The 26,324-nt window shown below is 73.1% G+C and carries 21 protein-coding genes; 18 read left to right on the top strand and 3 right to left on the bottom strand.

Annotated elements, in window-relative coordinates; translation table 11 throughout:
- Positions 1-238 precede the first annotated feature (238 nt).
- From ACZ4FV_RS13575 to ACZ4FV_RS13585, 3 genes are all read left to right on the top strand, one after another.
- Entirely contained in the window at positions 239-1,093 is an 855-nt protein-coding gene (locus ACZ4FV_RS13575) for a sigma-70 family RNA polymerase sigma factor (protein WP_465322668.1), read from the top strand.
- Positions 1,090-1,239: a hypothetical protein gene (locus ACZ4FV_RS13580; RefSeq protein WP_402233671.1), complete on the top strand. Its 150-nt coding sequence runs from the start codon at positions 1,090-1,092 to the stop codon at positions 1,237-1,239. The genes ACZ4FV_RS13575 and ACZ4FV_RS13580 overlap by 4 nt, the downstream gene beginning before the upstream one ends.
- 138 nt (positions 1,240-1,377) lie before the next feature.
- Positions 1,378-2,862, top strand: a complete 1,485-nt coding sequence (locus ACZ4FV_RS13585) for an MFS transporter (RefSeq protein WP_402233669.1) — start codon at positions 1,378-1,380, stop codon at positions 2,860-2,862.
- A gap of 238 nt (positions 2,863-3,100) precedes the next feature.
- Here ACZ4FV_RS13585 and ACZ4FV_RS13590 read toward each other — a convergent pair whose 3' ends face one another.
- Positions 3,101-5,356, bottom strand: coding sequence for an anthranilate synthase component I (locus tag ACZ4FV_RS13590; RefSeq protein WP_465322669.1), 2,256 nt, complete (start codon positions 5,354-5,356; stop codon positions 3,101-3,103).
- A gap of 312 nt (positions 5,357-5,668) precedes the next feature.
- On the opposite strand from ACZ4FV_RS13590, the gene ACZ4FV_RS13595 reads away from it, so the two are divergent.
- The 15 genes from ACZ4FV_RS13595 to ACZ4FV_RS13665 all read left to right on the top strand — a co-directional run bounded on the left by ACZ4FV_RS13595 (position 5,669) and on the right by ACZ4FV_RS13665 (position 23,614).
- Positions 5,669-7,681: an AMP-binding protein gene (locus ACZ4FV_RS13595; protein ID WP_465322670.1), complete on the top strand. Its 2,013-nt coding sequence runs from the start codon at positions 5,669-5,671 to the stop codon at positions 7,679-7,681.
- Positions 7,678-9,177 (top strand): AMP-binding protein, encoded by a 1,500-nt coding sequence (locus ACZ4FV_RS13600; RefSeq protein WP_465322671.1) that lies wholly within the window; start codon positions 7,678-7,680, stop codon positions 9,175-9,177. The genes ACZ4FV_RS13595 and ACZ4FV_RS13600 overlap by 4 nt, the downstream gene beginning before the upstream one ends.
- Positions 9,174-10,418: a beta-ketoacyl-[acyl-carrier-protein] synthase family protein gene (locus ACZ4FV_RS13605; RefSeq protein WP_465322673.1), complete on the top strand. Its 1,245-nt coding sequence runs from the start codon at positions 9,174-9,176 to the stop codon at positions 10,416-10,418. Before ACZ4FV_RS13600 ends, ACZ4FV_RS13605 begins: the two co-directional genes overlap by 4 nt.
- Positions 10,418-11,419 (top strand): beta-ketoacyl synthase N-terminal-like domain-containing protein, encoded by a 1,002-nt coding sequence (locus ACZ4FV_RS13610; protein ID WP_465322674.1) that lies wholly within the window; start codon positions 10,418-10,420, stop codon positions 11,417-11,419. Before ACZ4FV_RS13605 ends, ACZ4FV_RS13610 begins: the two co-directional genes overlap by 1 nt.
- Positions 11,403-12,608 (top strand): beta-ketoacyl-[acyl-carrier-protein] synthase family protein, encoded by a 1,206-nt coding sequence (locus ACZ4FV_RS13615; protein WP_465322675.1) that lies wholly within the window; start codon positions 11,403-11,405, stop codon positions 12,606-12,608. Before ACZ4FV_RS13610 ends, ACZ4FV_RS13615 begins: the two co-directional genes overlap by 17 nt.
- Positions 12,605-13,717 (top strand): beta-ketoacyl synthase N-terminal-like domain-containing protein, encoded by a 1,113-nt coding sequence (locus tag ACZ4FV_RS13620; protein ID WP_465322676.1) that lies wholly within the window; start codon positions 12,605-12,607, stop codon positions 13,715-13,717. Before ACZ4FV_RS13615 ends, ACZ4FV_RS13620 begins: the two co-directional genes overlap by 4 nt.
- Entirely contained in the window at positions 13,714-13,965 is a 252-nt protein-coding gene (locus ACZ4FV_RS13625) for an acyl carrier protein (RefSeq protein ID WP_331770219.1), read from the top strand. The genes ACZ4FV_RS13620 and ACZ4FV_RS13625 overlap by 4 nt, the downstream gene beginning before the upstream one ends.
- 2 nt (positions 13,966-13,967) lie before the next feature.
- Entirely contained in the window at positions 13,968-14,714 is a 747-nt protein-coding gene (locus tag ACZ4FV_RS13630; protein WP_402233657.1) for an SDR family oxidoreductase, read from the top strand.
- Positions 14,715-14,772: 58 nt separating this feature from the next.
- Entirely contained in the window at positions 14,773-15,951 is a 1,179-nt protein-coding gene (locus ACZ4FV_RS13635) for an NAD(P)/FAD-dependent oxidoreductase (RefSeq protein WP_465322677.1), read from the top strand.
- Positions 15,948-17,000, top strand: coding sequence for an ACP S-malonyltransferase (locus ACZ4FV_RS13640; protein WP_402233653.1), 1,053 nt, complete (start codon positions 15,948-15,950; stop codon positions 16,998-17,000). Before ACZ4FV_RS13635 ends, ACZ4FV_RS13640 begins: the two co-directional genes overlap by 4 nt.
- Entirely contained in the window at positions 16,997-18,241 is a 1,245-nt protein-coding gene (locus ACZ4FV_RS13645) for a thioester reductase domain-containing protein (protein WP_465322678.1), read from the top strand. The genes ACZ4FV_RS13640 and ACZ4FV_RS13645 overlap by 4 nt, the downstream gene beginning before the upstream one ends.
- Before the next feature lie 182 nt (positions 18,242-18,423).
- Positions 18,424-19,419, top strand: coding sequence for a helix-turn-helix domain-containing protein (locus ACZ4FV_RS13650; RefSeq protein ID WP_402233651.1), 996 nt, complete (start codon positions 18,424-18,426; stop codon positions 19,417-19,419).
- Positions 19,416-21,470 (top strand): aldehyde dehydrogenase family protein, encoded by a 2,055-nt coding sequence (locus ACZ4FV_RS13655; protein WP_465322679.1) that lies wholly within the window; start codon positions 19,416-19,418, stop codon positions 21,468-21,470. Before ACZ4FV_RS13650 ends, ACZ4FV_RS13655 begins: the two co-directional genes overlap by 4 nt.
- Positions 21,439-22,482, top strand: coding sequence for a zinc-dependent alcohol dehydrogenase family protein (locus ACZ4FV_RS13660; RefSeq protein ID WP_395860500.1), 1,044 nt, complete (start codon positions 21,439-21,441; stop codon positions 22,480-22,482). The genes ACZ4FV_RS13655 and ACZ4FV_RS13660 overlap by 32 nt, the downstream gene beginning before the upstream one ends.
- Before the next feature lie 82 nt (positions 22,483-22,564).
- A complete protein-coding gene (locus ACZ4FV_RS13665) occupies positions 22,565-23,614 on the top strand; it encodes a cupin domain-containing protein (RefSeq protein ID WP_465322680.1) in 1,050 nt (349 codons plus the stop codon).
- Positions 23,615-23,790: 176 nt separating this feature from the next.
- Here ACZ4FV_RS13665 and ACZ4FV_RS13670 read toward each other — a convergent pair whose 3' ends face one another.
- Both ACZ4FV_RS13670 and ACZ4FV_RS13675 read right to left on the bottom strand, forming a co-directional pair.
- Positions 23,791-24,954 carry a cytochrome P450 gene (locus ACZ4FV_RS13670; RefSeq protein WP_465322681.1) on the bottom strand — a complete coding sequence of 388 codons (1,164 nt, stop codon included), beginning with the start codon at positions 24,952-24,954 and terminating at the stop codon, positions 23,791-23,793.
- Positions 24,955-25,125: 171 nt separating this feature from the next.
- Entirely contained in the window at positions 25,126-26,190 is a 1,065-nt protein-coding gene (locus tag ACZ4FV_RS13675; protein ID WP_465322682.1) for a WxL protein peptidoglycan domain-containing protein, read from the bottom strand.
- Positions 26,191-26,324 lie beyond the last annotated feature (134 nt).

The following is a 26,324-nucleotide window of genomic DNA, read 5'->3' on the forward strand; positions in this document are numbered from 1 at the left end:
GATCGGTGCGCGTAGGGCTCTTGCCTACCAGAGCGCACCGACGGCCGGCGCGGGGGGAGAGCCGAGGGGCCTGAGTCGGCAGACCCGCTCACTCCCGTCGGTGGTGCCCGGTGGGTCGGCTCGCCGCCGGTGCCGTCCCGGGACGGTGCGAGCGCGCCGGTGTTCGTTCGGCGGGTGCTTGCCGCGAAGGCTCCCGCGCCCCGTGTCACACTTTCTCGCCGACGTTCGTCTACATCGCATGGAGAACGAACCCGGGCCCGAGCCCACGTGGCGTGCGGAGTGGACGGCCGACCAGTTCGAGGGGCTGCGCCCGCACCTGCGGTCCGTCGCGTACGGCATCCTCGGTTCGCGCGCCGACGCCGAGGACGCGATCCAGGAGACCTGGCTGCGGGTCTCGCGCACCGAGCACGAGGACATCCGCGACCTGCGGGCCTGGCTGACCACGATCGTCGAGCGGATCTGCCTCGACATGCTGCGCGCGCGGCGACTGCGCCGTGAGCCGGGTACGTGGTTGCCGGAGCCGATCGTGCGCTCGGCCGACGCCGACGCGTACGACCCCGAACGCAAGACCATCGAGGCCGACGCCATCGGCTTGGCGCCGCCGATCGTGCTGGAGACCCTCAATCCGGCCGAGCGGCTCGCCTTCGTGCTGCACGACGTGTTCGGCGTGCCGTTCGACGAGGTCGGCCCCATCGTGGACCGCACCCCGGCGGCCGCCCGGCAGTTGGCCGGCCGGGCGCGGCGGCGGGTGCGGTCCGCGCCGCAGCCGGAGGGCGACCTCAAGCGGCAGCGCCGCGTCGTCGACGCGTTCCTGGCCGCCGCGCAGGACGGCGACTTCGACGCGCTCCTGGCCAACCTCGACCCGGACGTCTCCTTCCAACTCGACCCGGGCCCGAACCGGCACTCGGCCCCGCCCACCGTGGTCGGCGCCGAGAAGGTCGCGCGGCAGATGTTGCGCTCGGCCCCGTTCTGCCCTACGCCCGTCCCGTTCTGGTCAACGGCGCCCCGGGTCGGCTGGTGGGCGACCCCAACCGGCCCAGCGGCGTCGCCGGCTTCACCGTGGCGGGCGACCGGATCGTGCGGATCGACGTGATCGCCAACCCCGAGAAGCTCAAGGGAGTTCCGCTGGACATCGTCGACGACGCCGACCCGATCGACTACCCCGACTTCACCCGGGTGCCGCACGAGCCGCCGGCCGCGGACGACACCCACCTGCGCCCCGACGACACCGAGAGCTGACCCGGCGAACCTTCGCCGCGCGGGACGAGCCGCGCGCACCTCCCGTGACCACCTCGGGCGACGCCCCGGTTCCCGGCACGCCGTCGCCTGATCCCCGCACGCCCGAAAACCGAACCGTCATCCAGCCCTGGAGCACCCATGTCCACCGGCACCTTCGCATCGACCGACTCGACGGATCCGACGAAGTCCGCGGCTCCGACCGAGTCCGACGCCTCGTTCCTGACCACCGCACGGGGCAAACTCACCCTCGTCCTGCTGTGCGCGGTGGCCTTCCTCGACTTCGTCGACGCCTCCATCGTCAACATCGCGCTGCCGGCCATCCAACGCGACCTCGACCTGAGCAACCAGGGTCTGCAATGGGTGCCGTCCGGCTACCTCCTGACCTACGGCGGCCTGATGCTCCTGGGCGGGAGGGCCGCGGACCTGATCGGGCGCCGCCGGGTCCTGACCGGCGGCACCCTGGTGTTCGCCGCCTCCTCCCTGATCGGTGGACTGGCGCAGAGTTCCGAGGTGTTGATCGGCGCCCGGCTCGCCCAGGGCGTGGGCGCGTCGATGATGCTGCCCGCGGCCCTGTCGATCCTGACCACCTCGTTCGGTACCGGTCCCGACCGCAACAAGGCGCTCGGCGCCTGGGCGGGCACCGGCGCACTCGCCTCCGCCGTCGGCGTGTTCCTGGGTGGGGTGCTCACCGAGGGCCCCGGGTGGCGCTGGGTCATGTTCGTCAACCTGCCGGTCTGCGCGCTCGTGCTTCCGCTCATCCCCCGACTCCTGCCCGACGACAAACGCCGGGCATCGGTACGCGGCTTCGACTTCCTCGGCACCGCACTGGCCACCGGCGGACTGGTGCTGCTGGTCCACGGTCTGGTGAAGGCCCCCGACCAGGGGTGGTCGTCCACCCGCACCGTGGTCGAACTAGGGGTCGCCGCCTGCCTGTTGCTCGCCTTCGTCGTCAACGAGGCGGTGATCGGCAACCCGCTGATGCCATTGGGCATCTTCCGGGTCAAGGGCCTGGCCGCGGCGAACGTCACGCAACTGGTGGCCATGTCCGGCTTCATCGCGATGTTCTTCTTCATCACCCTGTACGTGCAGGGTGTCATGGGCTACTCCGAGATCAAGGCCGGATCCGCGTTCCTGCCGGTCACCGTGGGTGTGGGGATCGCGGCCGGAATGGCCCAGCCGCTGCTGGCCCGGGTCGGCACCCGTCCGCTGATCGTGGTCGGCTCGCTGATCGCCTCCGCCGGGGTCTGGTTGTTGTCCCGCATCCCGGTGGACGGCACCTACCTCGGGGACCTGTTGCCCGGCCTGGTCGTGATGTCCTTCGGGCTCGGCTTCGTCTTCGTCGGCGTCGCCACCGCCGCCAACGCGGGCGTCCCCGCCGAACAGGCGGGCCTGGCGGCGGCGCTGATGAACACGGCGCAACAACTCGGCGGCGCGTTCGGCCTCGCGATCCTCTCCGCCGTGGCGACCGCGGAGACCACCCACCGACTGGCCGCCGGCGACGCGGCGGCCTCCGCCTACACGGATGGCTACCAAAAGGCGCTCCTGGTCGGCGCGTTCCTCCTCGCGGGCGCGGCCGTGGTCGGCCTGTTCGTCGCCAACACCCGCGGGGAGGAGACGACCTGACCCACACGCGGATCGGCCGCGCGCCGAAGGGCCGTCCACCGGGCCGGCTCCGCCGGACGCCGCTGTCCGGAACCACGGTTCCGCACAGCGGCGTTCGGCACGTCCGGGCACGTCCGGGCATCCGTGCACGTCCGCACGTCCGACCGACCCGTCCGGAGGCTGGTCGGGGTGACGTCTGATCCTGGCGCGAGCGTGGCCGTGGAAGTGCACGGTGTGGACGACCGGCCGGGCGGGCGGGTCAGTTCGCGGTCGGGGTGGTGCTCGGGGCCGGTCGGCGGGTCAGGTGGGTCAGGGCGTTCGCGATGATGTCGAGACCGATGGACCCGTGTGCCGTCATGATCGACTCGGGGTGGAACTGCACGGCCGCGAAAGGGCGTTCGGTGTGCTCGACGACCATCGCGACGCCGTCGTCGGTGGTGGCGCAGACCCGCAGTCGCGGTGGCAGGTCCCTCGGGTGCACGTACAGCGAGTGGTAGCGGCCGACTTCGAACGTGTCCGGGAGGCCGGCGAGCAACCCGCTGCGGTGATCGGTGACCCGCACTCGCGAGGAGCGCCCGTGGACGGGACGGTCCAGGACGCCGAGCGTGCCGCCCAGGTATTCGACCAGGCCCTGCAATCCGAGACACACCCCGAACACCGGGGTGTCGAGCGCCTCGGCCGCGGCCAGTGTCTCGGCGACGCCGAAGTCGCTCGGGCGCCCCGGGCCGGGGGACAGCACGAGCAGGTCCGGCCGGGTGCGTTCCAGCACGGCCAGGTGGTGCGGCGGCCGGAACGTGGCCACCTCGGCGCCGCATTGACGGAAGTAGTCGCCCAGGCAGTGCACGAACGAGTCATGGTGGTCGACCATCAGGACCCTGGGCCGGGCAGCCGGCTCGGCGATCGGCGACGGTCGCCGCCCGCGGATCGCCGCCGCCACCGGCACCGGGACGCGGACCTCGGGTGCCTGCGCCTCGTCCAGGGCGGCCAGCAGGGCCCGGGCCTTCAGTTCGGTCTCGGCCTCCTCGGCCCGGGGGTCGGACGCGCACAACAACGTCGCCCCGGTCCGGACGACGGCCGTTCCGCGCCGGATCTGGATGGTGCGCAGCGTGAGCGCGGTGTCCAGACCCCCGTCGAAGCGGATCCGGCCGACGGCTCCGCCGTACCAGCGCCGAGGCGACCTCTCCTCGTGTTCGAGGTACCGCACCGCGGCCCGCTTGGGCGCGCCGGTGACGGTGACCGCCCACAGGTGCGCCAGGAACGCGTCCAGGGCGTCGAGTTCGGGTCTCAGGCGTCCCTCCACGTGGTCGACGGTGTGGATCAGCGTGGCGTGGAACTCGACACGGCGCCGGGCGGTGACCCGGATGCTCCCGGGTACGCACACCTTCGCCTTGTCGTTGCGGTCCACGTCGGTGCACATGGTGAGTTCGGACTCCTCCTTCTCGGATTCCAGGAGTCTTCGCACCTGTGCCGCGTCCTCCAGCGCGTCGCGGCCGCGCGCGATCGTGCCGCTGATCGGCGCGGACTCCACGACGAGCCCGCCCTCGCCGGCGTCCCCTCCCGCTCGGACCGCGACGAAGCGCTCGGGTGACGCGCCGATCAGGTGCTCACGCTCCCCGAGGTTCATCAACAGCGCGTACGGGGCGGGATTGCGGGCGTACAGCCGCCGGTACACCGCCGACGGCGGCGCGGTCGCGGCGCGGCGGAACTCCCGGCCGGGCACGACCTCGAACAGGTCACCCGCGCGGAAGGCCGAGCGGGCCCGCTCCACGACCCGGGCATAGTCGCCGGGAGCGTGGTCGTCCTTCGCGACCGCGCCGCCGGGGCGGAAGGCGGCGTCGGCGGTGGTACACGGCAGTCCGTCGGTGCGCGCGCGGCTGTCGTGGAACTCGTACCGGTGCCGGATCGCCGTGTCGTTGCGCTCGTCCACCTCGAGGAGTTCGTCCGGCAGGTGCAGGACCAGCACGCGGTCGCCGGGATCGCGTTCTCGCGCGATCGTGATGCCCTCCAGCCCCAGGATCAAGTCGTAGCCGAAGGCTCCGTACAGGCCCAGGAGGGAGTCGGCGGGAGAGCGCATCGCGTCCACCAACTCGCGGAGCACCGTGAAGACCCCGGCCCGGCGGGTACGGTCCTCCTCGGCGATCGCCTCGTCCGCGGACGGCACGCTCCCGTACACCCGGTCCGCGCGGACCTCTCGATCCCGCAGGACGCCGGCGGTCGCCCGGGCCAGCGCGGGAAGCAGCACCCGGCCCCGGGCGTTGAGCGCCCGCACGGCCAGCAGGGAACCGCGCGCGGTCACCTCGATCGGCGGGTCGGCGTATCCCACGACCGTTCCGTTCCCGAGGTGGGCGAGCAGGCCACGACGCCGGTCGAGCCGTTCCTCCAGTGCCGCCAACGCGGGGCCCGCCCGTCCCGCGTACGCGGACGAACGGCGCACTCGGAGGCCGTTCGGCAGGCGCCAGGACAACTCCCGGGACGTGCCGGCGGAACGGACGGCGAGCATTTCCGGTAGCGCCATGGCGAAGCCCCTCCGTGAAGTGGTGTGCCGACCGGCCACGTGCCGCGGTGCGCCGACGGGCCGCGATGTGCCGACCGGTCCATCACACGCGCCGGGCAAGTGCCGTCGCAATCGGCTGGGTTGCGCGGACGCGAACGTCCGGCCCCAGATGCGGTGAATGTTGCTCAACCCCGCGACCCGGGGGCGCAACCGGTTGCCCCCGGCCGCCCGGCGTGGGTGCACTGGACCCGTTCCCGCAAGGTCGCCGCGTCGGCGTCGTCGACGCGCCGGGCGGGAGCGTTTCCCTTCTTCCCACCGAGAATCGGGGACCCCATGCTCTCCGCCCGACACACCCTGCTCCCCCGATCGGCACGTATCGCCCTGGCCCGGGACACCCGGCTCGGGGGCGGCAACCTCTGGCGTACCGCGCTGGAACACAGCCGGGCCCCCGACGCACCCCTGCTCGTGTCGGACCCGCCGCTCGTGGTCGGCGACGGGAGCCGGCAGCGGGAGTTCGGCATCGCCGCGCTCGACGCCCTCGCCGACGCGTGGGCGTGCCACTACCTCGACCGGGGCGTACGACCGCGCGACCGGGTCGCCATCTACATCGAGGACTCCTTCGAAGACCACGTGCACCTGGCCGCTCTCGCCCGGATCGGGGCCATCGCGGTCCTCGTCAACGGCCGGATGCCGCCCGAGCTCGCACTCGGCCTGATGGACCGCGCCGACCCGGTCGGCCTGTACACCGACCCCGCGCACCTGGAACTCCTCGCCGGGCGGCACCGGGAACTGCCCGGACTGCGCTGGACGCACACCCGCGCGGACGCGGCCGGGCTCGGCAACCCGGAACCGCCCGACAAGGCGAGATACCGGCACGGCGACAACGACCCGATCTTCCTGTGCCATTCGTCCGGCACCACCGGCCGACCCAAACTGGTCACCTGGACCCACCGGCAGAGCGTCGCGGGCACCCGGTTCCGGCTCGCCACCCAACCCGAACCCGACGACTCGCTGTTGCTGTGCGCGGCGCCCCTCAGCCACGGGGCGGCGATCGCGATCACCTTCTTCGCGCTGGCGGCGGGTCTGCCCGTGGTCTCCTCCGCCGACCGCAGCGCCGCCGGCCTGTCCCGCGCCGCCGCCGCGCACCGGCCCACGACGATCTTCGCCTTCAACCACACCCTCGCCGAACTCGCCGTCTCGGACCCGGACCCGGCGGACTTCACATCGGTGACGGACTGGGTGAACGTGGGCGACTCCGCCCACGAGGCGCACGTACGGTCGCTGGTACGGATGGGCGGGCGTACCGCGGCGGGCAATGCCGTATCGGGCTCGGTCTTCAACGACATCCTCGGCTCGTCCGAACTCGGGTGGGCGGCGCTGCGCCGCTCCACGGCACCCGACACACCCTCGTGCCCGCGCCACCTCGGCAGGCCCGGCTCCGCGATGAAGGTGGCGGTACTGCGCGAGGACGGAACGCACGCCGACGTGGGGGAGGTGGGCATGCTCGGGGTCCGCGGGGAATCGGTGACCACCGGCTATTGGAACGACTCGGACACCTACCACCGCAGTTTCCTCGGCGGCTGGTTCCTCTCCGGGGACCTGGTGCGCCGAACCGCGGAGAACCACTACTTCCACGTCGACCGCGTCGTGGACACCATCCACACCACGGGATCGCCGGGCCACTCCGTCCTGATGGAGGAGGTGATCCTGCTCGCGCTGCCCGAAGCGGCCGACTGCGCGGTGGTCGCGGGAGGCGATCGCGGCGCGAGCGTGCCGGTGGCGGTGGTCCGGCTGCGGGGTGAGCACGCGGACCCGGCCGGACTCCTCGATCGGGCCAACACCGCGCTCGCCGCGGCCGGTCAGCCCGACCTGGCCGCCCTGGAACTCGCCGCCGACGACGCGGACCTGCCCGTCGGCGCGACCGGGAAGGTCCTCAAACGGCACCTGCGGGAGAAGTACCGGGACTTGCCCGGCCATCTGGCCGCCGCGGCACGGGGATCCGTGGCGGCAGTCCGGGAACCGAACCGCCCACCCCGGCACGAGGAATCGACGACCCACCGAACCACCCCGGACGCGACCGCCACGCCGGAGGGTGTGCGTGCGATCGCCGCCGCGGTGCTGGAGACGGAACCCGAGCGGATCACGCCCGACGCGGCCTTCCACGCACAACTGGAGATGGACTCGCTCCAGAAGACCGAATTCGTCGCGCGGGTCGAACGCGCCTTCGGGGTGCGGTTCGCCGCCGAGGAGGCGGCCCGACTGGACTGCCTGGCCGACGTGCTCGCCGCCCTGCGTCGGCACGGCGTCGGCACCGACCCGCGCGCGGACGAAGGAGGCTCCCGATGAACCCCGTCGACCTGCTCCTGCTGCGGCACACCGCGGCCGGCCGGGGCAGCCGTACGAGCGTCACCGACCGCACCGGTGCGATGACCTACGCCGAACTGACCGAGGCGGCGCGCGGGTACGCCGGCGCACTGGCGGCCGGCGGGATTCGCCGGGGATGCCGCGCCCTGGTGGTCTCCGACGACACGGTGGACGCGATCGTCGCCGTCCTGGGCCTGTGGTGGCACGGCTGCGTGCCGGTCGTGCTCAGCCCGATGCTCCGCGACGCCGAGCTCGTGTTCATCGCCGGGGACTGCGCCGCCGAGTACGCGGATCTCGACCTGGTGCCCGAGCGCCGCGACGAACTGGCCGCGGCCCTGGGCCCGCTCGGCTTCCGCCACGAACAGCGGGCCGAGGAGCGGGCGTTCGTCGACCCGGGCGCACCCGCGAGGTTCGCCGAGGGAGCCGAGGTGCTGGTGCAGTACACCTCGGGCAGCACCGGCCGGCCGCGCGGCGTCCGGCACTCCATGGGCGGGCTGCTCGCCGTGCTGGCCGGGTTCGGCGGCGTGCTCGGGCTGACCGAGTCGGACACCGTCCTGTCCACCGCCAAACTCTCCTTCGGCTACGGCTTCGGCAACTCGCTGCTGTTCCCGCTCGCGGCGGGCGCCGGCTCGGCGCTGCTCACCGGCCCCGTCGACGCGTTCAGCGTGAGCACCGCGATCGACCGGTACCGGCCGACCGTGCTGTGTGCCGTGCCGAGGGTGTACGAATCCCTGCTGGGCGCGGTCGCCGGCCGAGGAGCGGCGCCGGACACCTCCGCCATCCGCCTCGCGGTCGCCGCCGGCGAGCACCTGCCCGCCGACCTCGGCCGCCGCACCACGGAGACCTTCGGATTCCCACTGGTCAACGGCCTCGGCGCGACCGAGGTCCTGCACATCGTGCTGGCCACCGCGGCCGACGCTCCGCCGCACGGATCCACCGGCAACCCGGTGCCGGGCGTGACGGCGACCGTCCGCGACGAACACGGGCAGCCGGTGCCGACCGGGACCCACGGCCGGTTGCACATCGCGTCCGCGTCCGCCGCGCTCGGCTACATCGACCGGCCCGAGGCCCAGGCGCGCACGTTCGCCGACGGCGGCGTCTACCCGGGCGACGTCGTGCACCGCACCCCAGACGGGGACTTCCGGCACGTCTGCCGTACGGACGACCTGCTCAACATCGGCGGCCACAAGGTGGCGTCGGCGGAGATCGAGGCACTGCTCAAGGCGACCGACGGCATCGCCGACTGCGCCGTCGTCGCCGACCGGGACCCGGCCGGCCTGCAACAAGCCGTGGCCTACGCCGTTCCCGCGCCCGGCGCCGCGCCGGAGGAGGTGCGCCGCAACGCCCTGCGCGCCCTGCGCGACCGGTTGCCGCCACACCGGCGCCCCTCGCGGATCGAACTCATCGACGCGCTGCCGACCACCTCCACCGGAAAACTCGCCCGCTACCGGCTGCGCACGCCCGAGGAGACCCGATGACCTGGGACATCGTCGGAATGGGCGCGGTCACCTGTCTCGCGAACGAACCGCGGGCGATCCACCGGGCGTTGAGCCGAGGCGAGAGCGGAGTCGGCCCGCTGCGCGCCTTCGACAGCACCGGGTACCGGGTGAAGAACGCGTACGAGATCGACGATCGCGCCGTGCCGGGCCGTGACGAGCCCGGCCGGGCCACCCGTTGGCTGCGCGCGGCGGTCGCCGCCGCGCTCGCGGACGCGGGCCTGGGCGATGGGGGACCGGCCGACGGGGCGGGAGCGGCCCACGCCGGACTCGGCGAAGCGGGACGCACGGACGCGGACCCGGGCGGCGGCGCACCGCACCAGGGGTCGCGGGCCGGCGGGATCGCGGACATCCCGGTGATCGTGGGAACCACCCTGCGCGAGCTGCGCTCGGCGGAACTGTGGTGGCGCGACGGCACCGAGTTGGAACCCACCGACCTGCACTTCGCCCGGGCGATGCGCGACGCGTTCGGGACCACCCGCACGCACACCGTGGCGAGCGCGTGCGCCGCGTCGCTGTACGCCCTGGGCATGGCCACCGACCTGATCGCGCTCGGCATGGCGGAGACCGTCGTGGTGGCCGGCACCGACTCTCTCACCGAGAGCGCCTTCGGCGGGCTCGACCGTGTGCAGAGCCCGGCGCCGCAGTCGATCCGCCCGTTCGACCGCGACCGAAGGGGCATGGTCATGGGCGAGGGCGCGGTGGCCGTCGTGGTGCGCAGGGCCGGCGCCCACCACCGACCAGCCCACGCACAGGTGCGTGGCGTCGCGATGAACTGCGACGCCGCCCATCCGACGGTGCCCGACCCGGCGAGCGTGACCGCGGCCGTGCGCGAGGCCCACCGGCGAGCCGCGGTCCGGCCCGAGGACGTCGACCTGGTCGTCGTGCACGGCAGCGGCACCCGGCACAACGACGTGGTCGAATCCCAAGTCCTGGGCGAGGTGTTCGGACGGTCCCGGCCCGGACCGCTGGTCACCTCGATCAAATCCGGACTGGGGCACACCTGCGGCGGCTCCGGCCTGATGAGCCTGGTCGTCGCCGTACTGGCGCTGCGGTCGGGGCAACTCCCGCCGATCGCCGGCCTGCGCGACCCGATCCCCGAAGCCGCGAACCTACGCCTGGTCGCGGGCGAGCCCGCCTTCGACAGCTTCGCCACCGCGCAGATCAACGCGATCGGCCTGGGCGGCATCAACGCCGTCGCCGTCGTGGGGAAGGCGCCGTGATGCCCGCCGGGACGCCGCACGGGGCGGCACCGGTGATCACCGGCTGCGCTCTCGCGGTCTCCGGCCTGCGCGACGAATACGACCTGCTGGAGCCGGCCGAAGCCGGAGTCGGGGCCGCCACCGGGGACCGCGATCCGGACGCCGGTCGCGCCGGTGCGGGCATGCGGCACAAGGACCGCGCCTCCCGGCTGGCCCTGCACGCGGTGCGCCGAGCCCTGGACGGCGTGGCGCTGCGCGATCCCACGGCCACCGCGGTCATCGTCAGCAGCAACTTCGGCAACCTCGACACCGTCTGCGACTTCACCGACACCATCGCGGCGGAGACCGTCACCGGCCTGAGCCCCATCCGGGTCCCGCACATGTCGAGCAACGTCACCGCCGGCTGGGTGGCGATCGCGCACGGCCTGCGCGGACCCAACATCACCCTGTGCAGCGGCACGACCGGCGGGCTGGACGCCGTGTTCTGGGCCGCGGCGCTGCTCACCGCCGGCCGCGCCGAGGCCGCCGTCGTGGTCGGCGTCGAACCGGACACCGCGCCGGTGGCCCGGTTGCACCGTGAGCACGGCGGCGGACCGTGGTTGGACGGCGCGGCCTGTCTGGTCGTGGAAAAGCCCGAACACGCCCGCGCCCGCGGCGTGCGAGCGCGCGCGGTGATCACCGGCTACGGCCGAGCGGCCGGACGCGCCGACGCGGTCGGGCAGGCGACGAAGGCGTACGACCGTCCGATCGCACGGTGGGTTGCGGCCGGCGCGCAGGCGTCGGCGCTGGACCTGACCGCCCGGCTGGGCCGGTGCTCGGGAGCGCTGGGAGTACTGCAATGCGCGGCCGCGGCGGCCTGGTTCGACCGGTCGGGCGACGACTCGGTGCTGGCCGTCGCCGGCGACGACCACATCGGCGCCGGATCCGACGGCGAGGGTGATCCCAGCGGTGTGGCGGCCGTGCTGCTCACCCGCCCCGAACCGGTTCGCGCGGGAGGTGGTCCGCATGACACCGAGGCATGACGAACGCAGGGCCGTGCTGACCGGCCTCGGCGCCGTCTCCTGCCTGGGGGCCGGGGTCGGCGCGTACTGGAACGCGCTGCTCACCGGTGGCGCCGCACCGCGCGAGGTCGACCTGCCGCACCTGAACATGCGGGCCACCCGGATGTACCGGGTGCCCGGGGCCGCCGTCCCCGAGCAGCCGCGCCGGCACGCGGGCGTCCCGCTCGGCGCCGTGCCGCGGATGGCGGTCGCAGCCGCGATCGAAGCCCTCGACGACGCCGGGATCGAGCATCCCGACCGCGCCGACGTGCCCGTGGTCATGGGCTGCGAAATGGGAAACGCGAGTGTGCAGGAGGAGCGGCGCGGCGCCGACGGGGCCGGCCGCCCGCGGTGGACACCGCTCGCGGTCGCCGCCGCGGCCGTGGGTGCGGCCATCGGCTCACGCCGGGGCAACATCAGTGTGGGCAACGCCTGTTCGGCGGGTGGGTACGCGCTCGGCATCGCCTCGGACATGATCCGCTCGGGTGAGGCGTCCGTGGTCGTGGTCGGCGCCGCGGACGGGGTCACCCGGGTCGGCATGGGCGGATTCGACCGGCTCGGCGCGGCCGACCCGCGAAGCTGCCGCCCCTTCGCCCGGGACCGGGCCGGTACCATGTTCGGCGACGGCGCCGCGATGGTCGTGCTGGAATCGGCGGCACACGCCCGACGGCGCGGGGCCCGCGCCTACGCGGAACTCGCCGGCGTGGCGTGGAGTTGCGACGCCCTGCACCCGACCGCGCCCGATCCGGACGCGGCCCAGCTCGTGCGTGCGATGCACGAGGCCCTCGCCGACGCGGGGCTGCGCCCGGACCAGGTGGGCTGTGTGCTGCCGCACGCGACCGGTACCCCGCTCAACGACGCGGTGGAGAGCCGGGCGCTGCGTCGAGTGTTCGAGCAAGTGGCGCACCCGCTACCGCTGTTCGCGCTCAAGGCGATGATCGGACACACCTCCGCGGCGGCCGGGATCTTCGCCTGCCTGACCTCCGCGTTGATCCTGTCCCGGGCGCGGATCCCCGCGAACGCCCCCATGGAGCAGGACCCGGAATGCGACGTGTGGCTTCCCCGGGAGGGCCCGCTGCGCCTGGAACGCCCGGCGGTCCTGGTGAACACCTGTGCCTTCGGCGGCAACAACTCCTCTTTCGCGCTTGCCGGAACGGCGTGGTCGGCATGATCGCCCCGGCGCGGATGCGCGTCACCGGCCTGGGGGTGATCACCCCCGGCGCGAACCGGCCCGACCGTGCGCTCGGACCGCGACTCGCGCCGATTCCCGGCTGGTTCGAGGTCGCCGAAGCCCTGCCCGGGCGCGGCTATCGCCGGTTGCCCGCCGGCTGCCTCCACCTGCTCGCCGCGGCCAGGGCGGCGGCGCTCGACACCGGCCCGTGGTTCACCGGGGTCCCCGCACACCGCCGGGCCGCGGTGGTGGGAACCAACAACGCCGGCGCGGCCCTGATCGAGGAGTTCGACCGAACGATCATCGACCTCGGTGCCGCCGAACTGCCGCCCGCCCGCGTTCCGTACATGGCGATGAGCATGTTCGCGGCCCGATTGGCGCCCGAACACCTGCTGCGCGGCTTCGACCTGACCACCAACTCACCGGCCGTGGCCGGGCTGGACGCACTCCAGAGCGCCGCACGCGCACTGGCCGCCGGGCGCGCGTCGGTCGTCCTGGCCGGCGCGGTGGAGGAACCACCCTCGGCCGCACAGCAGGCCGGCGCCCGATCCGGCGCCGTGCCGGCCGACATCGGAGCCGCGGTCGTGGTCTGCGAACCCGAGGAGACACCGACCGGCGGTGCCGGCGTGTACGGCTACTGCTCGACGTACAGCGCGTTTCTTCCCGACCCCGACAGCGCGCGGGCCGTCCTGGAGGTGTTGTGGGAGCAACTCGCCCAGGACGGTGCGGCGCCGCACCACATCGACACCGTGCTCGACGACTCCGCGATCGGCGCGGCCGTCGCCGCACGGTTGACCGAACTCGCCCCGGACGGCGAGATCACCACCGTTCCCGCGGCGACCGGCGGCGGTTGCCTGACCCCGGTGCGCCGCGTCGTCGGTCGGCTCGGCACCGCCGGCGGCCTCGCCGATCGCGTCGCGGTCGTCGCCGCCTCCGCCCACGGCCACCTCTCGATCACCGACATCACCCCGTACACCGGCCCCCCACGCAGCACGGACAGCACGGACAACACGAACAGCACGAACAGCACGGACAACACGGACGGCACGGACAGCACGCGAAAGACGCACGGCACGCCGCCGGCGACCACGAAGGGACACCGACCATGACCAAGCCCATCCCCACCCGCGAGGAACTGCGCGACTTCTTCGTCGAGGAACTCGAACTCGCCGACGAGATGGTCGCCTACGACAGCGAGTTCGCCGTCGACCTCGGTATCGACTCGCTCACCACGATGGAGCTCATGGTGCAGTTGGAGAAGCGCTACGGTGTGCGGCTCGCGGAGTCCGAATTCGCCGAACTCACCTCGGTGGACGCCGTACACGCCTTCCTGTCGGCCCGGCTCGGGGCGGCCTGAGCATGGCGGACACCGGGCGGCCGGTCGCGGTGGTGACCGGAGGATCGCGCGGCATCGGACGGGCCGTGGTGAACCGACTGGCCGCGGACGGATTCGACGTCGCCTTCTGCTACCGGTCCCGACCGGACGCCGCGGCGAAGGTCGTGGCAGAGGCCGGCGCGGCCGGCGCCACCGTCGTGGCGCACCGGGCCGACGTCTCGGCCGCGCACGAGGCCCGCGCCCTCGTCGCCGTCGCCGAGGCGCGACTGGGGCCGCTGTCGACCCTGGTCACGTGTGCCGGCGTCGTTCGCGACCGGCCGCTGGCACGCATGTCCGACCAGGACTGGGACGAGGTGATCCGCACCAACCTGGACGGGACCTACCACGTGTGCCGCGCCGCCGCTCTCGCGCTGATGCGGCACGGCGGCGGCTGCATCCTCACCCTGTCCTCGGTCGCCGCCGCGCACGGCAGCGCCGGACAGAGCAACTACGCCGCGTCCAAGGCGGGAATCGTCGGCTTCACCACGTCGCTGGCCCGGGAACTCGGCCGCTTCGGGGTGCGCTCCAACGTGGTCGCCCCCGGCCTGATCGACACCGACATGACCGCTGAACTGCCCGGCGCGGCAAAGGCGTCCATCCTCGACCGGATCCCGCTGCGCCGACCGGGCAGCCCCGAGGAGGTCGCCGACCTGGTCTCGTTCCTCGCCTCGGATCGGGCCCGATACATCAACGGTCAGGTGATCGGTGTGGACGGCGGGCTGATCCTGTGAGCACCCGACCGAAACCCTCACGACGGCGCAGGTGGTGCCCCGGAAGCAGGGGTTCGTCATGTACGACGTGATCGTCGTCGGCGCCCGTTGCGCCGGCGCGCCGACGGCCATGCTGTTCGCCCGTGCCGGATACCGCGTCCTGATGCTGGAACGGGCCCGATTTCCCCGCGACACGCTCTCCACCCTCTACATCCATCAACCGGGCAGCGCACTGCTCGACGCGTGGGGCCTGCTGGACTGCGTCACGGCCACCGGCTGCCCACCGATCACGGCCGCGACACACCGCATGGGAGAGGTGACCCTGGCGGGCGCGCCGACGCCGATCGGGGGAATCGGTGCGGCCTACGCGCCGCGCCGGTATCTGCTCGACACCATCCTCGCCGAGGCCGCGACCGCCGCCGGAGTCGAGTTCCGCGAGCGGTGCCGGGTCACGGACGTGGTCTTCGACGGCGACCGGGCCGTGGGCGTGCGATGGCGCACCGGGGCGAGCACCGGCACCGACACCGCCACGCTCGTCGTCGGCGCGGACGGCATGCGGTCCGTCGTGGCGGATTCCGTACGGGCCCCGGTGACCCGCGAGAACCCGGTGCTGAGCTGCGTCTACTACGGCTACTGGGAAGGCGTGCCCGCGGACCGGTTCGCGGCGTACGCCGTGCGCGGACACTGGGTGGGCTGCGTCCCGACCAACGACGGACGCACGCTGATCGGGGTCTATCGCCCGCAGGCCGCGTACGCGGCGCTGCGGGCCGATCCGGAGGCCGGCTACCTCGAGGGCCTGGCCGCTGCGGCGCCCGAACTGCACGACCGGGCACGGGCCGGCACCCGGGTGGAGCGGCTCTTCGGCTGCGGCGCGCAACTCAACTTCTTCCGCCGCGCGTTCGGCCCGGGGTGGGCGCTGGTCGGCGACGCCGGCCACCACAAGGACTCCATCACCGCGGACGGCATCACCGCCGCCTTTCGTCAAGCCGCCCTGCTCACCGCCTGCGTGGGCACGGACCTGCACGACGAACCACTGCTGCGGGCGGCGTTGCGGCGCTTCGCCGGACACCGCGACCGGCTGCTCGCCGACCGCTACACCGACGCCCTCGCGCTGGCGCGACTGCGTCCCGACCGCGGGCAGGGCCGGCTGGCGGCGATCGCGGACGATCCCGCGCTGACCCAGCGCTTCCTCGACCGGGCGGCCGGTCCCGCCCCGGACATGACGGACGTACTACAGGAGGGTCGGGTACGCATATGACCACCGGCTTCGGCATCGCCTTTCCCGGGCAGGGCACCAAGGCGGCGGCGCTCACCGCGGCCCTGCACGCCCACCACCGGCACGCGCTCGTGGCCCGACTGCTGGACACCTTCGACGCGGCCGACCCGGACGCCTTGGACCTGACCGACACCGCCGTCAATCAACCCGCCACCTGCGCCGTGGGCATCGCCGCCGTCGAGGCGGCATTCGGGCCGGCCGCCCGTCCACCCGTGACGGTCGGACACAGCCTCGGCGAACTCACCGCCGCCGCGTGCGCCGGATTCCTGGACGCGCACGACGCGTTCGATCTGGCGGTCGCCCGCGGCGCGTTGTGCCGTGCGCAGAACCTCCGCCGGCCCGGGGCCATGGTCGCGGTGGTGGGCGCCGGACCGGCCGACGTCGAGTGGCTGCGCCGCCGAGTGCTGGCCGAGCGCGGCGGCATCCTCGAGATCGCCGGCCTCAACAGCGCGCGCCAGGTCGTACTGTCCGGCGACCCCGCGGCCGTGCGCGAGACCGTGCGGCTGGCCGCCGAACTATGCCTGCGCGCTGAGCCGTTGCCCATCGCCGGGGGTTTCCACAGTCCGCTCATGATGGACGCGGTCCCACTCTGGCGCAGCCGACTGGAGGCCGTCGACTTCCGCCCGGGCACCGCACGGTTCGTCTCGGCGATCGACGCGCGGGAGCACACCGACCCCGAGCAGGTTCGCGAGCGACTGGCGCAAGGGCTCGTGCTCCCGGTCCGCTGGCGCGAGGCGATGCACGCGGTCCGCGACCTCGGGGTCCCCGGACTGATCGACGCGGGACCCGGGGACACGCTGCTCCGACTCGGGCGCAGGGACCGGTCGACGCCCTTCGTCGGGATCGGCGAGCCGGCCGCGCGGCCGACGGCACCCGAGCGGGCACGGCCGCGGAGGTCCCCGCAGTCCCCGGCACACCCGCGGACACAGTCTCGGACGCCACTCGGCCACGATCACCGGACCGACCGCTCGCCCGATCCGTCGCGACCCGACACACCCATCCGCCGCCGACGCTCGGGAGGCGTCACATGATCCGCGAAGACATCCCCGCCCGGGCCCCCGCCCGAACCGGACCCGCGACGCGCGGCGCGGATCCGCGCACGGACGCGCTGCTCGACCCGGACATCGTCCCGGCCGCGTCCGCCCCGTCCGCGCCGCGCCGGTCCGGATCCGACCGCCGCGTTCTGCTCACCGGCGCGACCGGCTTCCTCGGCGCCTTCCTGCTGCGCGAACTCCTGGACCGCACCGACGACGACGTGTGGTGCCTGGTCCGCGCCGACACCCCGCAGCACGCGCGACATCGCCTCCAGGAGACGATGCGGCGCTACCTGCTGTGGGACGCCGACACGGCCGCCCGGGTCGTCCCGATCACGGGCGACCTGACTCGACCCCGCCTCGGGCTGGCTCCGCGACAATGGTCGCGACTCGCCGAACGCGTCGACGTCATCCAACACAGCGGGGCGCGGGTCAGTCACGTCGCAGGCTACGAACCGCTTCGCGACGCCAACGTACGAGGCACCGCGGAAGTACTGCGGCTGGCCTGCGCGGACCATGTGAAACCGGTGCACTTCGTCTCCACCGCGGCGCTGTCCACCGATCCCGCCGACCCGGCCGGGCAACCCCCGCCGCCCGGGACGCCGGCAGCCGGTTACGTGACGAGCAAGTGGGTCGCGGAGCGGCTGGTGCTCCAGGCCGGCGAGCGGGGTGTGCCGGTCGCCCTCTACCGCCCCGGGCGGATCAGCGGCCACTCGATCACGGGCGCCTGCCAGCTCGACGACGCCATCTGGAACCTGGTGCGCGCGGTCGTGCTCCTGGGAGCGGCGCCCGACGTCACCGTTTCCCGGGTGTCCTTCACGCCCGTGGACCACGTGGCCCGCGCCATCGTGCGCGGGCACGCCGCGGACCGGCCCGTGCCGCCCGTGCGTTACCTGCTGAATTCCTCCGGGATGCCGCTGCGCGAACTGTTCGGGCACGTGGCGAAGCGGTTTCCGATCGACACGGTGCCGCCCGACGTGTGGCTCACCCGCCTGTGGGACGCGCGGCACGGATACGACGGCGCCCTCACCAGGGCGAGCCTGCTGCTGGCCTCCTACCGGGCCCTGCTCGGCGGAACCGCCCGCCCGCCCATCGGCGACGCCGGGGTCGCCCCGGACGGTGCGGGCGACGCCGACATCGTGTGCCCGCCGATCGACGGCGGGCTGATCAACGCCCATCTCGACTACTTCGAGTCCGTGGGTTTCCTGCCGTCCGCCGCCACACAATCCCCTGCATAATGGGCAACCGAATTTTAGGAAACAGTCGGGACGCCGGTCCTTTCCGACGGCGCCGGCCCGGTCGATACTCGAATCCTATCGTCGGCATAAAGAAACACCGATGCCGGAGCGAACAACCCTCACACGGCCTTGACGCGCGCCTCCCTAGTCTTATCGAGACACGATCCACGGGGAGCTCGACCATGGTCCAACCGTTCGCGTTAACGATTCCTCCTGCCATTCTCATCGTCAGTGACACCCCGGAGTATTCCTCCGACGGAACGCAACTCTTTCCCGGTCTGCGCACCACGATCGGCACGGTCGCCGGCCGCCGACCGGAATGGCTTCGGGTCGGGCCGGCCGGCCGCGACGCCGTGCCCCGCGAACTGCTTCGCGCCTCGGCCGCACGCGCCCACGCGTTGGTGCTGCTGACCGCCGTGCGCAACAACTCCTGCTCCGGCGAGATCAAACTCGCCCTGGACCATCTCGACGGCGGCCCGGTGCGGCGCAAACCGGTGGGCCTGGTCTCGGTGAGCGCCGCCCGCGACACCCACGCGGTGGACCATCTCCGGATCGTGCTGGCCGCGTTGGACGCGGTGGTCATCCCCACTGCGCTGACCGTGCCGGGCTACCCGGCCGCCGCCTCGCCCGAGACGCGGGCCCAGACGCCGCACGGCAGGCTGAGCGGTTTCGTCGAGGAACTCCTGTGGTTCACCGGCCGATTGCGCGCGGACGCGCCCAGCGCACCCACACCTGTCGAGCGCCCCGGGGTCGACCCGGTGGCCGAGCAGGTCGACACCGCCGTGGCCTTCATCCGGGAGAGATTCGCGGACAACGAACTGACACTCGGACTCGCCGCCCGAGCCGCGCACATGAGCAAATACCACTTCTCGCGGACCTTCAAAAAGCGGACCGGTCACAGATTCATAGATTTCGTCACGGAGCTGCGTATGGAACTCGCACGTGCACTGCTGATGGAAAGCAGCCTGCCGGTGGCCGATATCTGCGTCAAGGTCGGTTATCGGGACCTCAGCCATTTCCAGCGCACTTTCAAGGCCACCTACTCGCTGTCGCCTTCCGTGTTCCGCTCGGCGGCGCAGGCCGGATTCACGCCGAGCGGAATCGGAGCAGTCGAAACGCAGGATATCGCGGCACGCCAACCCGTCCTGTGCGCGCCGGGTGAAGGGAGCCGACATTGACCGGCCCGGTGCCGCACTACCTGTGCGGCCGATGGCACACACCCGCCGACTCCGGGACCACGCGCCGACACGCGGTGCACGGACACGAGGTCTTCCGGGTCACCACGACCGCGATCGACGCCGCCCCGGCGTTCGGGTACGCCCGCTCGGTGGGCATCCCCGCGCTGCGCGGCACCGACTTCGCCGAGCGGGCCCGGCGGACCAACCGGCTGGCGCGTCATCTCGCGGGCCATCGCGAGGAGTTCGTCCGCCTCCTCGCCCACCTGGGCAGCTCGCCGACCGACGCCGCACAGGACATCGACAGCGGGCTGGCAACGATGCGGCACTGCGCCGCGGCGCTCACCCGCCGACTGACCGACGCCGGCGCGACGGCGGACGGCCTGCTCTTGGCAGGAGACGGAGTGGACCCGCCCTCAGGAGTACGGGGTTCGGCGACCCGGTCCGTGCTCGACCGGCCGCCCGGTGTCGCGGTGCAGATCAGCGGCTTCAGCCTGCCCGCGACCACAATGCTCGGCGCCTTCGCCCACGCCTTCCTCGCGGGCACACCGGTCATCGTCCGGCCGTCGCACCGCACCGCCCAAGTGGCGGCGCACCTGGTGCGACGGATCACCGAGTGCGACGGAATCCCGGACGGAGCACTCCAGTTCGTGTCCGGACCCACCTGTCTGGCCGACCACCTCTCCGCCCACGACCTGCTCTCCTTCACCGGGACCTCGGCCACCGCCCGACGACTGCGCGGTCGGATCGCGACGCTTGCCGCCGCGCCGCACGAGAACTACGCCACGGACGCCCTGGACTGCGCGGTACTGGGTGCCGACGCCGCACCGGGCACGGCGGCCTTCGCGCTGTTCGTCGACCGACTGGTCGCCGCCATGACGGCGCACGCGGGTCAGACGCGGGCGGCGGTACGCCGCGCCTTCGTACCGGCGCAGCTTTTGGACGCGGTGGCGGACGCGGCCGCCGCCGCCCTGGACGAGATCCGACCGGGTGACCCCTACACCACCGGAGCGGACATGGGGCCGCTGATCGACTCGCCCCATCGACACCGCGTCCTGGCGGGTGTCGCCCGACTGCGCGGGGTCACCCGCACGATCCGCGGGACGCCGGGCCGGATCGCCGCGATGGCCGACGAGCGGCGGTTCGGCGCGTTCATGCCGCCGGTGCTGCTGGCCGCCGCCGACCCGGGACGCCGCGAGGTGCACGAGGTGGAGGCGTTCGGGCCGGTCGCCACGCTCGTTCCGTACCGCTCGTCGGCCGACATCCGCGACGCGCTCGCCCTCGGCGGCCGTGACCTGCACGGCTGGGTGGTCACCGACGACCGTGCGACGGCCCGAGACCTGGTCCGCGGGCTGATCCCCACGCACAGCCGCGTCGAGATCGTCGACCCGCGGGATCCGGGCGCCGGCCGAAGCACTGCGGACGACACCGAACACCTTCGTCCGTTCCACCGCCACCTGAGTACCACGAACGTTCGGGCCTCGCCCGGGCATCTGGCGGCGGTCACCGATCGATGGGAACCGGGCGCTGCACGCGCGCACGGCCCGACACATCCCCTGCGCCGATACCTGAGCGACCTGCGCGCCGGCGACGCCGTGACGGTCGGCCCCCGCACGGTCACCCGGGCCGACATCGACCGCTTCGCCGAACTCACCGGCGATCACTACTACTTGCACACCGACGAGGCCACCGCGACCAGACACCCGCTCTATCGCGGGATCGTCGCCCACGGCTACCTGGTGCTGTCGCTCGCGGCAGGCATGTTCGTGCCGCCCGAACCCGGGCCCGTACTGGCAAACCGCGCGCTGGAGAACCTGCGCTTCCTGGCCCCGGTACGGCCGGACGACGCCCTGACCGTCACCCTGACCGCCCGGCGGATCACCGCACGCCCCGGTGGCCGTCACGGCGAAGTGCGCTGGCACGTCGAGGTCGTCAACCAGGACGCCCGGCCCGTCGCGGACTTCGACCTGATCACCCTGACCGCAGACCGGCCCGCCGACGCCGGGGACAAGGACGTGACGCATGCGCGCCACCACCATTCACGGCCCCTATGACATCCGCGTCGAGGACGTCCCCGACCCCCGCGTACAGCGGCCCGGCGACGCGGTGGTCCAAGTCCTGCGCGCCTGCGTGTGCGGCAGCGACCTGTGGGCCTACCGGGGCGAGTCCGCCCGTACGCCCGGACAGCGCATCGGGCACGAATTCCTGGGCACCGTGGTGGAAACCGGCTCCCACGTGCGCGCGGTGCGCCCCGGCGACCTGGTCATCGCCCCGTTCACCTGGTCCGACGGGGCCTGCGTCTTCTGCACGGAGCGCCTGCCCACCTCCTGCACCAACGGCGGAATGTGGGGCGCGGTCGGGTCCGACGGCGGCCAGGGCGAGGGCGTCCGGGTCCCGTACGCCGACGGCACCCTGGTCAAGGTGCCCACCGAGGCCGCCTCGGACGAGCGGCTGCTCGGCGCGCTGCTCGCACTGACGGACGTCATGGGCACCGGCTACCACGCGGCGGTGAGCGCCGGCGCACGGCCGGGTGCGACCGTCGCCGTGGTGGGCGACGGCGCGGTCGGGCTGTGCGCCGTCCTGGCCGCCCGCATGCTGGGCGCGGAGCACGTCATCGCGCTGGGCCGACACGCGGCCCGCCTGCGCCTCGCCCGCGAGTTCGGCGCCGCCACCACGATCACCGAACGCGGCGAGGCGGCCGTGACGGCGGTACGCGAGGCGACGGGCGGCCACGGCGTGCACGCCGCGATCGAGGCCGTGGGCAGCGAGGAGGCGATGCGTACCGCCATCGGCGTCACCCGCCCCGGCGGCGCCATCGGCTGGGTCGGCGCCCCGCACGGAAGCGACCGCGGACTGGACGTCGGCGCCCTGTTCATGAACAACCTCACCCTGCGCGGCGGCATTGCCCCCGTCCGGTCCTACCTCCCCGACCTGTTGCCGCGCGTGCTCGACGGCACCCTCGACCCTTCACCGGTGTTCGACAGCACGATCCCCCTCGCATCGATCGCCGACGGATACCGCGCCATGCACGACCGCAGCGCCCTGAAGGTCCTGATCATCCCCTGAAGATCCTGATCACCCCCTGAAGGCCCGGGATGCGTTGGCCTGTTCCCGTACCGCCGGTGCCCCACGCACCACCCACACGACCGTGAGCAAACGAAAGGCCGTGAGCCGCATGCAGATCATCCACCGGGACGACCTCGAGGCGATCACCTCCGTGGTCGTCGACGAATCCGTCCATGACATCGGACTGTTGAAGGACTTCCATCGTCATCCCGCCCTCAAGGAGTTCATCCCCGACCTCGCGCGGATCTCGATGAGTTGGGTACGGCTGCTCCCCGACCAAGCGCAGGCCGTGCACCGGCATCCCGTCAAGAGCATGGTCGTCGCGGCGGTCGGATCCGGGCGAACGCTCGGCGAAGTCCGGCAGGAGATCGGGCCGGGCGACATCGTGCTGCTCCCGCCGGGCGACGACCACGGCTTCGTGTGCACCGGACCGACCGGGTTCTGGGCCCTGTCGATCCAGTTCGAGGGCGCCGGACTGTACGAGAACACCGAGTCGCCGCGCGTGAGTTACCTCGCCGATCGGCACGAGGTGGCGGCCGTGCGCGCGGCGAACGAACGGTACATGGCCGGGTACCGGGACAGCGCCCTGATCCGCCTCGTCGCACATCCCGACGCCACCACCGGGGAATTGCGGCAACGCGCGCTGGACCACCTGCAACAGTGGTCCGACGGCTTCCAGCGGGTGATCGCCGCCCGCGTCGCGGGGGAGATCGACACGCCCTCGCGTCGGCTCGCCGAGGAACACCTGGCCGAGGAACTCGGCCACAACACGCTGCTGGGCGGCACGCGGGCCGGCCGCCCGGCCCGCCGTGATCCGGTCGTCGCCGCGGCATCCTCGTGGTTCGTGGACCGCATGACCTCCTCGAGCACCGTCGACCGCATCGTGCTGGCGCATCTGGTGCTGGAAGGCAGCGGTCTGGTGTTCCACAACGCCGGGTTGACCAGCTTCGCGGGCAGCCGCTACTTCGAACTCCACGACGGCGCCGATGTGGAACACCTGGAGGTGGGATATCGGGCGCTGGCCGACCGCGACGACTGGTCCGTGGAGCGGGTCGAGGAAACCCTGCGCGAGGGCTGGGAGATGGTCACCCTGTTCTCCGACCGGGTGGCCGAGCGGGCCCACAACGGTTGACCCACTGCGTCGGTGCCGGCCGATGGGTGGCCGGGTGGCCGAACGGCCCGCGCGGACCGATGCGTTCGTCCGCGCGGGCCGTCCGTCCCGAGGTGGGGTCACCACGGGTCCTTCGGGTTCCAGATCAGTGGCGGCGTGTTCGTGAGGATGCGTCGGATGATCGCCATCATGGGTGTTCACCTCCTCCCGGATGCGGGTGATCCGGTCACGGAACGGGTGGTGCGGCTCAGGGTGAACGGCTGGGGAGCCGCCGCGTTGGTCACGACCGGACGGGTGTCCCCGTCGACGACGGTCAGTCGCGCGCCGCCGGCCAGGGCGGCCACCGCGTCGGTGGCCATGGTCTGGGCGATCGCCGCGCCGGCGCAGATGAACGGGCCCGCGCTGAACGGCAGATACGGGCCGCGCTCGTCCGGGTGTGCCCAGCGTTCGGGCCGGAACGCGTCGGGACGATTCCAGTGTCGTTCGTCGTGGTGCAGGAGATAGGGGCTGACCGACAGGATCGCGCCGGGGCGCAACTCGACACCGCCGAATTCGACGGGATCCGGCACCGGGCGGCCGACCATCCAGACGAACGGGCGATGCCGCGCGGCCTCGCGCACGATCCACTCGGGGGGCCACGGCCACGGCGCGCCCGGCGCGCTGTGCAGGCCGGCCAGCAGTACGGTCCAGGCCACGGTGTAGCCGACGTTCCCCACGATCGACCGGAACAGCAGCACGTAGAGTTCGGCCACGATCCGGTCGTCGATGTCCTCGGGGCACGCGCCGACGACCGCGTCGAGCAGGTCTCGCGGCGCGTCGGGATCGCCGCCTGCCGCGCGGCGTTGCCCGATGTGCTCGATCAGTGCCGCGAACAGCCGCGCACGCAGCAACTCCACGCGTACGCGCTCGCGCATCAGGGGCGAGCGGATCAGCAGGCCCGCGCCCACGGATCGGGCCAGCAGGTGTCGCAACTCGGGGGCCGCGGAGGGGTGGAGCAACAGGTCGGCGGTGCACCGATGGACCAGCGCGGGACCGGTCTCGGGCCACCGCCCGGCCGCGGGCAGTTCGGCCACCGCCTCGGCCAGGTTCTCCCGGTACTCCGGCAATCGTGGTCGCAGGACGTTCCGGACCGCGTGCCCGAGGGTGATCTGGGCCGGTCGTGAGGGCAGCAGGTCACCGTAGAAGGTGGACAGTCCCGCGTTGAACTCCGGGTCGCGCAACACCGCGAGCGCCAACTCCGGGTCGCCCACGCACCAGCCGCCCCAGGGGAGCGGGAAGACGCCGGCCGAACGACGGCGGGAGAGGTCCTCGAGAAACCCCAGCGGATCCTGCCTGAACCGACGCGGAACTCTCCTGCCCATCGAGCGGTCCCCCTCGGGCACCTGTCGAGCGCGGACACGTCCCGCCCCACGGAACACGGACAGCGACCTCACGTCAGTATCGTGTGACCGCAACGCCCGGGCAAGGCATCGACACCGTCGATTCACCGCCCCGCGAGTCGGCCGATGATCGCCGCGCGAACGGCCCGGGGGCTACGATCCGTTGCCCCCGGCCCCGATGGGCTGCGGGATCGGCTCCCTCGCGTGGGATGTGGTCTCCTCCCCGCCTCGGCGACGGCGTCGGCGGCGACGCACGACGAGCGACACGAGAACGGCGAGCAGCAGCGCGGATGCTCCCACCACGACCCATGGCACGGCCCGCACTTCGGTTCGCGCGTGGGCGATCGGGCCGGTCTCCGCCGGGCCGGCGGGTACCGGCATCGAGTGCACCGCGAGGTCGACATCGAGCAGGAACGCCTGCGTCACACCGTCCAGGCGCACGGTTCGCGTCAAGGCGGCACCGGGCAGCAACTCCGGTAGCGGATCCAGCCGTTGGTGCCGCGTGGTCACGCCCCAGGGGCCGCGCACGGTCAGCTCGGGACGGGCGCCGAGACGGACGTTGCCGGTGTTGCGCACCGTGTACGTGACGGTCAGGCCGCCGCCGAAGGGGTCGGGCGAGCCGTGCACCCGCGCGCTCAGCCCGCCGGTGCCCAGCGCGGGCCGCAGCGGGCCGTCGACCCGCAGGTACACGCGGGTGCCCACACGTCGGTCGACCAGCACTCGACTGCCGGCCGCGTCCTGTCCGGGAGTGGTCACGGAGGCGACGACACCACCGGTGTGGTCGCCGGGGGACGCGTTGTCCGGGACGGAGAGTTCGAAGGGTACGTCGCTGCGCGAGCGCGGCGGCACGGTGATCCGCGTCTGCTTGAGGCGGATCCACGCGCCGACGTCGGCGGACGGGCGTCCGGCCGCGAGCAGGTCGAAGCCGCCGGCCGCGGTGGTGAAGGCGTCCTGGGCGTACAGATCCACGGTCAGGGGCGCGTCGCCGGCGTTCGTGACGGCGACGTAGTCGATCTGCCGGGCGCCGGGCGCGAGTGCGTAGCGGAAGAACGGGCGGTCGTCCGGGCCCTGTTCGGTCGACGGCTGTACGGACCAGGTGGTGGGAGTGGGCGCGGGTTCGGCCGCGACGGTGGGCGTGGCGCACGACAACACGATGCAGGCGCCGGCGGCGACGAGCGCGGCGAGAACCCGGTGGAGGCGATGACGGGGGTGGGGCATGAAGGATTCCTTCGCGGCCCGGACCGGGCGGGGTCGGTGATGTCGGGTCCGGGTGGGGGGGGGGGGGGGGGGGGGGGGGGGGGCACCGCCCGGAGGGGGGGTGGGCCTCGCGACCCACCCCCCGCCCCGAGGGG

Source organism: Embleya sp. NPDC025285, assembly GCF_055558835.1.

Coding starts and splice junctions, on each gene's coding strand:
- ACZ4FV_RS13575 (WP_465322668.1), top strand. CDS start 239: ATGGAGAACGAACCCGGGCCCGAGCCCACGTGGCGTGCGGAGTGGACG.
- ACZ4FV_RS13585 (WP_402233669.1), top strand. CDS start 1,378: ATGTCCACCGGCACCTTCGCATCGACCGACTCGACGGATCCGACGAAG.
- ACZ4FV_RS13590 (WP_465322669.1), bottom strand. CDS start 5,356: ATGGCGCTACCGGAAATGCTCGCCGTCCGTTCCGCCGGCACGTCCCGG.
- ACZ4FV_RS13595 (WP_465322670.1), top strand. CDS start 5,669: ATGCTCTCCGCCCGACACACCCTGCTCCCCCGATCGGCACGTATCGCC.
- ACZ4FV_RS13600 (WP_465322671.1), top strand. CDS start 7,678: ATGAACCCCGTCGACCTGCTCCTGCTGCGGCACACCGCGGCCGGCCGG.
- ACZ4FV_RS13605 (WP_465322673.1), top strand. CDS start 9,174: ATGACCTGGGACATCGTCGGAATGGGCGCGGTCACCTGTCTCGCGAAC.
- ACZ4FV_RS13610 (WP_465322674.1), top strand. CDS start 10,418: ATGCCCGCCGGGACGCCGCACGGGGCGGCACCGGTGATCACCGGCTGC.
- ACZ4FV_RS13615 (WP_465322675.1), top strand. CDS start 11,403: ATGACACCGAGGCATGACGAACGCAGGGCCGTGCTGACCGGCCTCGGC.
- ACZ4FV_RS13620 (WP_465322676.1), top strand. CDS start 12,605: ATGATCGCCCCGGCGCGGATGCGCGTCACCGGCCTGGGGGTGATCACC.
- ACZ4FV_RS13625 (WP_331770219.1), top strand. CDS start 13,714: ATGACCAAGCCCATCCCCACCCGCGAGGAACTGCGCGACTTCTTCGTC.
- ACZ4FV_RS13630 (WP_402233657.1), top strand. CDS start 13,968: ATGGCGGACACCGGGCGGCCGGTCGCGGTGGTGACCGGAGGATCGCGC.
- ACZ4FV_RS13635 (WP_465322677.1), top strand. CDS start 14,773: ATGTACGACGTGATCGTCGTCGGCGCCCGTTGCGCCGGCGCGCCGACG.
- ACZ4FV_RS13640 (WP_402233653.1), top strand. CDS start 15,948: ATGACCACCGGCTTCGGCATCGCCTTTCCCGGGCAGGGCACCAAGGCG.
- ACZ4FV_RS13645 (WP_465322678.1), top strand. CDS start 16,997: ATGATCCGCGAAGACATCCCCGCCCGGGCCCCCGCCCGAACCGGACCC.
- ACZ4FV_RS13650 (WP_402233651.1), top strand. CDS start 18,424: ATGGTCCAACCGTTCGCGTTAACGATTCCTCCTGCCATTCTCATCGTC.
- ACZ4FV_RS13660 (WP_395860500.1), top strand. CDS start 21,439: ATGCGCGCCACCACCATTCACGGCCCCTATGACATCCGCGTCGAGGAC.
- ACZ4FV_RS13670 (WP_465322681.1), bottom strand. CDS start 24,954: ATGGGCAGGAGAGTTCCGCGTCGGTTCAGGCAGGATCCGCTGGGGTTT.
- ACZ4FV_RS13675 (WP_465322682.1), bottom strand. CDS start 26,190: ATGCCCCACCCCCGTCATCGCCTCCACCGGGTTCTCGCCGCGCTCGTC.